Annotated in this window: 4 protein-coding genes; 2 read left to right on the forward strand and 2 right to left on the reverse strand. The window is 61.9% G+C overall.

The genetic code is table 11. The annotated features are described in order from the left end of the window. Positions 1-790: 790 nt before the first annotated feature. On the reverse strand, positions 791-1,351 hold the full coding sequence (locus LFM09_RS49710) for a type VII secretion system-associated protein (RefSeq protein WP_414103664.1): 561 nt from the start codon (positions 1,349-1,351) through the stop codon (positions 791-793). A 461-nt stretch (positions 1,352-1,812) separates the two neighbouring features. After that, positions 1,813-6,915, reverse strand: a complete 5,103-nt coding sequence (locus LFM09_RS49715) for a hypothetical protein (protein WP_414103665.1) — start codon at positions 6,913-6,915, stop codon at positions 1,813-1,815. 100 nt (positions 6,916-7,015) lie between these two features. Between LFM09_RS49715 and LFM09_RS49720 the strand changes: the two genes are divergently transcribed. Both LFM09_RS49720 and LFM09_RS49725 read left to right on the forward strand, forming a co-directional pair. Continuing rightward, positions 7,016-7,450, forward strand: a complete 435-nt coding sequence (locus LFM09_RS49720; RefSeq protein ID WP_414103666.1) for a hypothetical protein — start codon at positions 7,016-7,018, stop codon at positions 7,448-7,450. 481 nt (positions 7,451-7,931) lie between these two features. Beyond that, a complete protein-coding gene (locus LFM09_RS49725; RefSeq protein WP_414103667.1) occupies positions 7,932-8,192 on the forward strand; it encodes a hypothetical protein in 261 nt (86 codons plus the stop codon). Positions 8,193-8,521: the final 329 nt, after the last annotated feature.

Consider the following 8,521-nt stretch of genomic DNA (forward strand, 5'->3'; position numbering starts at 1 on the left):
ACCCAGACTAGACTTAGTCATGGGATTTCCGGCGCAGGACACTAGGAGGTTTGCCGTTTTGGCCGTCGACCACCGTACACCTATAGATTCCACGGCAACCGCCTGAAGATTGTCCGGTAGCGATCAAGAGTGTTGGCGGACGGAAGCGACAGGACGTTGCCTGGTGTCTGTGATCGCTCAGGTCGCCACGAAGCAGGTTGGGTTTGTGGGTGACGTCTCGCGTGGCGCACCAGACGCCGTTGCGTTTCCGACAGGGCAGTTGCGCTGGATGTTCCCGGGCCTCGTGTGCGCGGGGCCGCGCTCAACCAGTACACGGACGCTCTTGTGGACAGTGTCTGGGTCTCCTCTCCATTGTGGCCGCGGTGATTGCACTTTGGGGTGTGCAACGCAGCTTGATCGCCTCGGAGGCTGCCCTGGCAGCCGAGGTCAACCATCACCTGCGCGCTGCGGCGCTGCTCATCGACGCCAGAGTCAGCGCAAGCCCACCAGTCGTCATCGATGCCCGGTGCTGGTTCGCCAGCCGCGCTGACCACACGGATGCGTTGGAGCTGATGACGACTTGCACGCTCACTGGCCAAGGGCAGTCCTTCGACGAGGCGGACGCGCGGGTCGTCATGGGCACACCGCGTGCCCCGCACGATCAAACTGGAGTCCGGACTGTGCTTGCGTGTCACACCGCGCCACCACGATCCCCTGGGCCGCCGACGACAACCCACGCCAGCAGTCGCCGACCGCTCGCAACCCGACCGACATGGGATACGAAACGCCAGTAGAACGCCGATGCACAGACCTAAGCCAACCGTTTCACATTTTCCGGATCCTCGGCGCAACTCGACCGCACTGCCTCGGTCATGAGCCGAAACCGAAAAGGGCTTCCGGGATTCAGCAGGATGTCGACTCCTTCAGGAATCAATTCGATCAGATCATCCACCTTTACCTCTAGCCAGCTTTCATGCGAAAGGTTCTTGCGATGCAAGCCCGCCGTTACGACCGCAACACACTGCGCGTCGTCGGGCGCCGGGCCGACAAGCAACTGTTGACCATCCGCAGTGACCGCCAGCTGTACATATGAATTGCGAAGAGTTGGAATCAATGCATCCACCGGCACTTCCCCGCGCGCAACCAGCATCAGCACAGCATCAACAGGGTCTGTGGCACCACCCTCCATCAGAGGAACATACTCCGGATTCGCTTGGAACAGGCCAGGAGATCCTTTTCCATCCAAGCGCCACCCGCCTGCCATCACACGCAGAGGTGGCACTTCGTCCGCAGACTCTGGGTTCCAACTCGGGTCCACGAGTATGGCCCAATCATTCCGTTCGACGATCCCCGTATTTGGATCCTGATCCACAGCTCCCGATTTCCGGTTCACAGCACTCCAACTTCCACTCACGGACGAAGTAGTCACACCCGCTCGCCTGTCTCAACAAGATACTCACATCTGCTGCGCTGCCGCCCATGAATTCTCCGACCTCGTGTGGGAATATCTCTTGCGTAACCGGTGACGGCCAAGTCCATCGATCCGGAGGCGCGTGAGGTCTTCAAGGAGCCTGCCTTAGGTACCGGTTCGGCCATTTGGGAAGACCACATTGTCAAACACTCCGTTCACTGTCCTTCCATTTCGGTCCACGGTTGGCATAACACCGTGCCAGGACTGCTCGGTGTTCTCGTCGACCAAGCTGATCATCCTTCCGGTAGGAGCGTAGAAGTTGCCGATGTGTCCCAGATGGCGCAACTCTGTCGACGAGGAATACGACAAGCCAGTATCGTGATGGCCCGCGAATGATGTCATGTTAGCGGCGGTCACGGTCTCTATGTTGCCGGGAGTGCGTTGACGAACTCGCCGGCTGCTGGCCGTCCTCTTCGATCTATAGTTGCTGTCACGCCGTTCCAAGAATGCTCGCCGGTTGTGTCCATCAGGCTGGCCATTCTTCCAGTGGGGGTATAGAAGCTACCAAGATGCCCCAGTCTGCGCAGGTACCTCGAGGACCTGCTTACGATACGTGAGTTCGGTTTGCCGCTTGATACGACGTGGACGATGTCTCGCGCGGGGTTCACGCTGGAGGCGGTCTGGAAGTACCCACTGCTGCCGATCAGACGACCGAAATTCTTTCCGTTGACGCGGATCTGACGGTATGAGCTACGTCCGTTATGCGACGGGGTCACGATCGAGATCGTCACATGCTTCTCCTGGACGCCCGTCGCGTAAATGTAGAACGGGTTGTTCCAAGGCGCCGGAGACTGAAGGTCAGGGTTTGCCAGGTGAGCAGGACCGATCGAGTCACGTGTGTACCACCGGTCGAGGTGACGATACGGGGCTTTCGCCCATTTGGCCATGTAATCGAGATCGCCGGGATTTGCAGGAAATCCAATGCCGATGACTTCCCCAGTGCTTCCGCGCAATACAGTCGTCAGCACCTCCTCCGACCGGAAACTCAACGAGCCTGCATCCGGTTCGCGGCCCGAGAGGATCGGATTCATGACTAGACGGAATACCCCGTGGACCGGATGGCCCGCTTCATCGACCGTTGGTACGACGCCATAGAAGGATTGTTGGTTGACCGGCGGAAGTTCACCTGGGTTGGGTTCGTACGGGTTCGAAAAAGGGTGGGCCGGCGTGATCCGAATTCCGGTCCCAGTCGGCGCCCACACCGGCATCCGGTAGCCGGCATCGACCAGGGCACCCACTGATTCCCGCGCGGCTTTGCTGCCGGGCGCCCCAGCCTGGCAAGACAGGTAAACCACAGGTCGCGCAGGCTGGGCGAGCAGCGCCCGGAAGAAGTGGTTACTCATCAACAAGCGAGCATGCTGCTCACCGTTGATTGCTACCTCCGACCACCTCTCAGGCGTTCCCGGTGAAGCAAAGTTGACCCAAACCGAAAACCGTTCACCGCCTAGGCCATGAACGTGGACGTAGAACGGAACGCGGCTCAAGTCCTGGCGAAGCATCCAGGGCGAAAGCGTTCTCCTCTGCGTCACAGTCTGCCGTAGACATGTCTCGTCTTCACTGTCGTGCAGCTTTAGATTAAGATCGGTGATGTATGAATGATCCGTGTTCCGGAACGGCCTACCCCCCCACTCCAATGACCTGCTTTTGTCCAGTTGATCGACTGAATATGTAGGCAGGCTTATTCCTACAACGTTGCCAGTGCGATCTCTCCAAACAACAGAGTGCACCTGACTGCCGACGAAACTTACATGTTGACTCCCGATCAAGCCCTGAATCAGCGGCTGCCGCGATTCTGGACGTGCAGGCAAACCTACACTGATATCACGGGCCTCGAAACGCAGGTCAGAATCGAGCGAGTATCTTTCCCTCTCAGGATATGAATCATGCGCGAGGAGTAGTTCTGAGCCACTGTCGGCATGATGCCAACGTGTGAAGCCTTGATTCTGATGGGAAGGGACCTGGTAGTTGTTCTCACGCGAGGACGGCGCACCTGATTGTGGGACGTTATTTGCCGGTAGCCCTATGTCTCGGCCTCTGTGGGGAGTCCGGCCGGTTCGAGAGGGACCCGAATTTGAAGGGTCTTGATTGGAGGTGTTCGTCCAGGGCCTCAGGTCGGCGACGATGTAGGTGAGTGGCGCTAGTGCCAGCACGTTGACAAATCTTCCGTCTGCCGGCCTTCCGCCTTGGCCACTGGCTGGTGCGACGCCGTGCCACGAGTGCCCGCCAGTGCGGTCGATGAGATTGGTGATTCTTCCGGTAGGACCGTAGAAACCGCCGACGTGCCCCAGTTGGCGGAGCTCTGCGGAGGAGGCATATGCCATTCCAGTTTCATGATGGCCCGCATACGATATGACGTTGACGACGTCGCGCGAGGGGTTCACACTTGAAGCTGTTTGGAAGAAGCCGTTACTGCCGATGAGCCTGCCAAAATTGATGCCGTTCACGCGTATTTGACTGTAGAGGCTATCCCCGTTAGGCACCGGCGTCGCGATTGAGATCGTTACGTACCCTTCCTTGGATCCTGTGGCATAGATATAGAACGGGTTTGTCCATGGCGCCCGAGACTGGCGTTCAGGATTGGCCAGGTCGTTTACGCCTACCGCGTTCTTGGTATAAATGGTGTCCAGGTTTCGGTGCGGAGTGTTTGCCCATGCGCGAACGTGGGCGAGATCGTCCTGATGCAGAGGGAACCCGATCCCGACAACTTCTCCGCCGCTTCCGCGCAGCACTGCCGTCCAGACCTGCGCTGGCCGGAAAGACCACTGGCCTCCGCCGGGCGTCCAGCCCGAGAGAGTGGGGTTGGAGACCAGTCGGAGTACTCCCGCCACCTGTTGACCGGCACTATCACGTGTAGGCTCAACAGCGAAGAACGATTGAGCACTGATTAGCCCCCGCTCGTATGGGTTTATCTCATGCGGGTTTAGAGGTAGCCGTTCCCACTCGCTGTAATGCCCGCGACCCGTCGGCGCCCACACTGGCCCTGTGTAACCAGCGTCGAAAAGTGCACCTACTGACTCCTGTGCCGCCCGGCCTTGAGGTGCACCGGTTTCACACGAAAGGTAGACCAAGGGTCGTGGCGGTTGAGAGAGAAGCGCTCTGAAATAGAGATTGCTCATCAACAGGCGCGCGTGTTCCGTGCCCCTGACTTCCACGTCCTCCCATGCTGCGGGAGCGCCCGGTCGAGCGAAGTTGACCGCAATCTTGAACCCATTTCGCCATCCGTGACCATCCACGTAGAAGGGCACGAGACTAAGCCCCGGGCGAAATGCCCATGGTGTCGGCACTCTGCCCTGAGACGCAACCTGTAGGAGTGCGTTGTCGAGCGGATTTCGGTCGAGAGTCTCGGTCCAGTTGGCGACGTACGACCGATCGCTGGTTCTGAATGGCCGGGATGCCCACAACTCCGATTCCCAGGCATCAATCATTGGGCCAGATCCAGGCCCGTCCTCCGCCGCCTCCGAGGGATAGCCCACGCCAACAACATTACCATTGCAGTCCTTCAACAGAACGGAATACACCTGCTCAGGAGCGAATTCTACAGGAGCGCCATTTCTAGAAATATTTCCCCGAACTGGCGGCCGAGAAGTTGGTTGCCGCGTCACGGCATTTACATTGATCACGGCGGCACCGAAGGGGCGCTCGTGGCCGAACGAATAGCTTTCTCCGTACAGCGACCACCTGCCTCGTTCGACACCGTCTGACCTTGTGTGGGCGCCGATCTGCTCGACCTCAGCCGTCGACTGGAATGTGTGCATAAGACCGGAATTGATCGCGGTGTCGGCCTCCGTGCGCCTGGTCTCCGGCCTACTCCGGTTCGTCAGCTCCGGACCCTGGTCGATGGTCACCGGCTCAGCGTCGATCGGGCGACTAGACTTGATCATCGTATTGGCCGTGGAATCGGACTTGGTCTCAATGCCGGCGTCACGCGAGGATTCCGAGTGCGATCCATCCACACCGTCGATCCGCTCAACCTGCTCAGAGTCGACCGCGGTGCCACCGGCATGATCCCGATCGCGGTCCGCGCTGACGTTCAGACCCCCATCAGGCGGGAGCTGGCCGACGAAGTTTTTCAAGACGGGCATGCCGGTGCTTGTGTTGACGGCATGCCGTACTGCCGGACGGCTGATGGCGGGCGTCGAATCCGGCAGCGTCAACGTGATTGCCGCGTTCACGGAGTTGGACGCCGGCGTGGCCATGGGGTGGATGTTTGTCGACCTCGTGGGCTGCACGGCAAACGACGGCGACTCATCGACATCGATACGCACGACACGGCGATGGTCGAGCCGAGAGCCAGGCCGCTCGACGTGGTCACGGATGGCGATGTCCTCGACCCCAATGCCATGAAGCGCCAGATCACCAAGCGCATCAGCAAGCGCACCGACGAACACACGTCTGATCTCTTGGTGCCGGTCACGCATCGCTGCCGCAGCCGCAGCATCGGCCACGACCAAGTATCGGGTCAGCACCACCTGCGGAAGCGGCCGCCCCGCCTCACCTGCACGAACAGCGGAACCGGCGAGGGCCCTCGCGAGATCCACTACCCGAGCCCGGTCAACAGGCCGATCAGCCAACCGCGTGACGTCGTCCTCGAACAGCACCTCCACGAAGTCGATGGCCCGCAGCGACGCGGACACGCCGTCCGGCCAGCTGTCCACCAGCGGTCGGCCGTCCACCAGCCTGCCCGCGATGTCGGCGGAGTAGTCGCGGGCAGCGGTCTCGCCGAACTCGATCAGGCGGACCGCCACGTTGTGCAGCAGCGCCAGATACAGGCTCTCGAACGCGTGATTTCCGTCAGGTCCGGGGTCAGGGTGGTTCTCGGCCACGATCGCTGCCGCTCGCCGCACGACGTCCTCGATTTCGCGCTGAGACATCAGCTGAAACGCGCCACGCGCCGACTTGGAGTCCGCGAGCACCTGCCGCACTGTGTCCGGGTCCAGTGGCTCTCCCGTCGGCGCCAGCACGACTGGTACTGCCCACGTGGCAGGGCGGACGTCGAACTCCGCTGTCCCGTCGCCAGTGATCTCGATCTGGGCAAGCACAACGGCGGGCAGCCCGTCGGCCCCCACGACGCCACGGAACAGGTTCGGGTGCTCTCCGGAGCGCACTTGGTCCACTGCCGCGGCCAGCACGAGGTCGGGCCGGACTCCCACGTTCGCGATGTGCGCGACCGCGGTGAAGTCGAGCAGGCCGGTCTCAGTCAGTTGTCGCTCAAGCAAGCCTTGCACCCGCACCGCTCGATCGACCACCGAGAACAGCGGGATGGTTTCGGCAAACCGCGTGCGCACGTCGTAGTTCTTGTCCGGCCAGTCCGCCATCTGCGCGGTGATGTCGTCGATGGTCATCCGCTGCTCCACCGGGACGCCGCCAACGACGACCACCTTGCCGCCCCCGTACACGGTCGTCCGCGTCCAGTCGAGCCCGGTCCGATGGTCCCGGCCCACCTCGGTGACCAGTGTCGGTGACACCGAGCACTTCGACGTCGGGCATCGTGGCACTCGCCACGTGGTGCAAACCCTCGGTGATCGACTCACCCTCGGAGGTCGACGCCGCGTGGCAGATGATCTGGTGGAACAGCCGGACGTCGCGGTCGCGGTTGGCCCGCTGGAACGCTGCGGTGGCCAGCACCACCTTGCCGAACGCGCGCGGGGAAAGCTTGGCCTTCTGAAGTCCGCCGCTCCGCTCGATCCAGACCGCGACCGCGCCTGGCATCCCATGGGCGTTCACGTAGAACGTCTTGCCGTCGACCGGATGGGCCACGGTGACCACCGACTTCGCCAAGTCGATCCCATCACGATCATCGGTTCCGAGCACATGTGTGACGTCGTGGCCGCCGGCGCGCGCCCATCGCTCGGCTCGTTCCGACTCGTCGGTGGGGATGAACGTGGCACCGATGACCACATCAGTGCCGGTCGCTCGAAACTCCCGAGTGAACACCTCACCAGGCCGAAAGTAGACGGTGCCACCGTCCTCGGCGGCCCCTTCCAGCAACTCCTCGGATGAGTCCGCCGTAGTCGCACCTAGCGCTTGTGGCAGCGGCAGAACTCCTTGCAGTTGGTTCGTCTCTGACCACGCAGTGGACAGCACAGCGCTGTCGTCCTGGGACCAGACCACCGGTGCACTCACCTCTGTGGGCGGCGTCGGGCCTAGCTCCTGCTCGGGGCCGCCGTTCGTGCCGTTGACGGCAACAGCCAGATTGCGGGCTGGCAGCCCAGAGGGCTGCGTGCCGGTGTTGGATTGCGCAGTCGCGATGCTCGTCTCGGGTGTTGGCGACGATGTTTGCCGGACAGTCGTGTTCGGGCCGACGGCTGTTGCCGTGTTCAGAGCTGCGGCGGTCAGCGGGGATGCCGTGGTCTGCGAGGCCGCTTCCACCTCGACCCACGCCTCCGCCGGTAGCCGGACCGACACCCCCGTCGAGTCCCCATGAAGTGACGACTGCCCAGCGGGCGGCCTCTCTCCGAGGCTCTGCGCGTTCTGAGGCAACGTGTTCGACGTTGCGGGCGTGCTGTCCAGGGTGTTGTGTGTCGAGGTGTTCGACGGGTCTGGCGAGTTCAGTGTCGCGGATGTGGCGGCCGGCGTCGTGGTGGTCGAGCTCGAACTGGACGCTGTGGTGCTCGTAGCAACCGCGGGTGTTCCAGATGAGAGCGTCGCCACGTTCGGCGACGACAGGGTTTGGGTCGCGGCCACAAGAGGCGCCGGTGGCGGAGATTGTGTCGATGTCGAGGCCGACTCCACAGTGGACTGAGAGGTCTGCGCAGGCGCACCCTGTTCGTCGGTGTGGTTCTGCATGTTCTGCGGAATGGCATCCGACCGGATAGGGGTGTTCGACAGCGAGTTCGGCGCCGGAGCGTGTGGCGACTGGGCGTGTGGCGACTGTGGCGCGTTCGTCGAAGATGGGCTGCTTGGTGGCAGCGACGTACTGGCCTGTGGCGTGCCGAGCACGGGTACATTGCTTGGCCCAGCGGCGATGCCAAGCCCGCTGGTGTGCACGCCGATGCTGCTGGCATCGTTGCCGTCGAAGCCTCTGGTAGACCCGGCGATCGTGGGCCCGGCGGTCCCGGTGTAGACCGGGGG

The sequence above is a fragment of the Lentzea alba genome (assembly GCF_047445655.1).
Taxonomy (GTDB): domain Bacteria; phylum Actinomycetota; class Actinomycetes; order Mycobacteriales; family Pseudonocardiaceae; genus Lentzea; species Lentzea alba_A.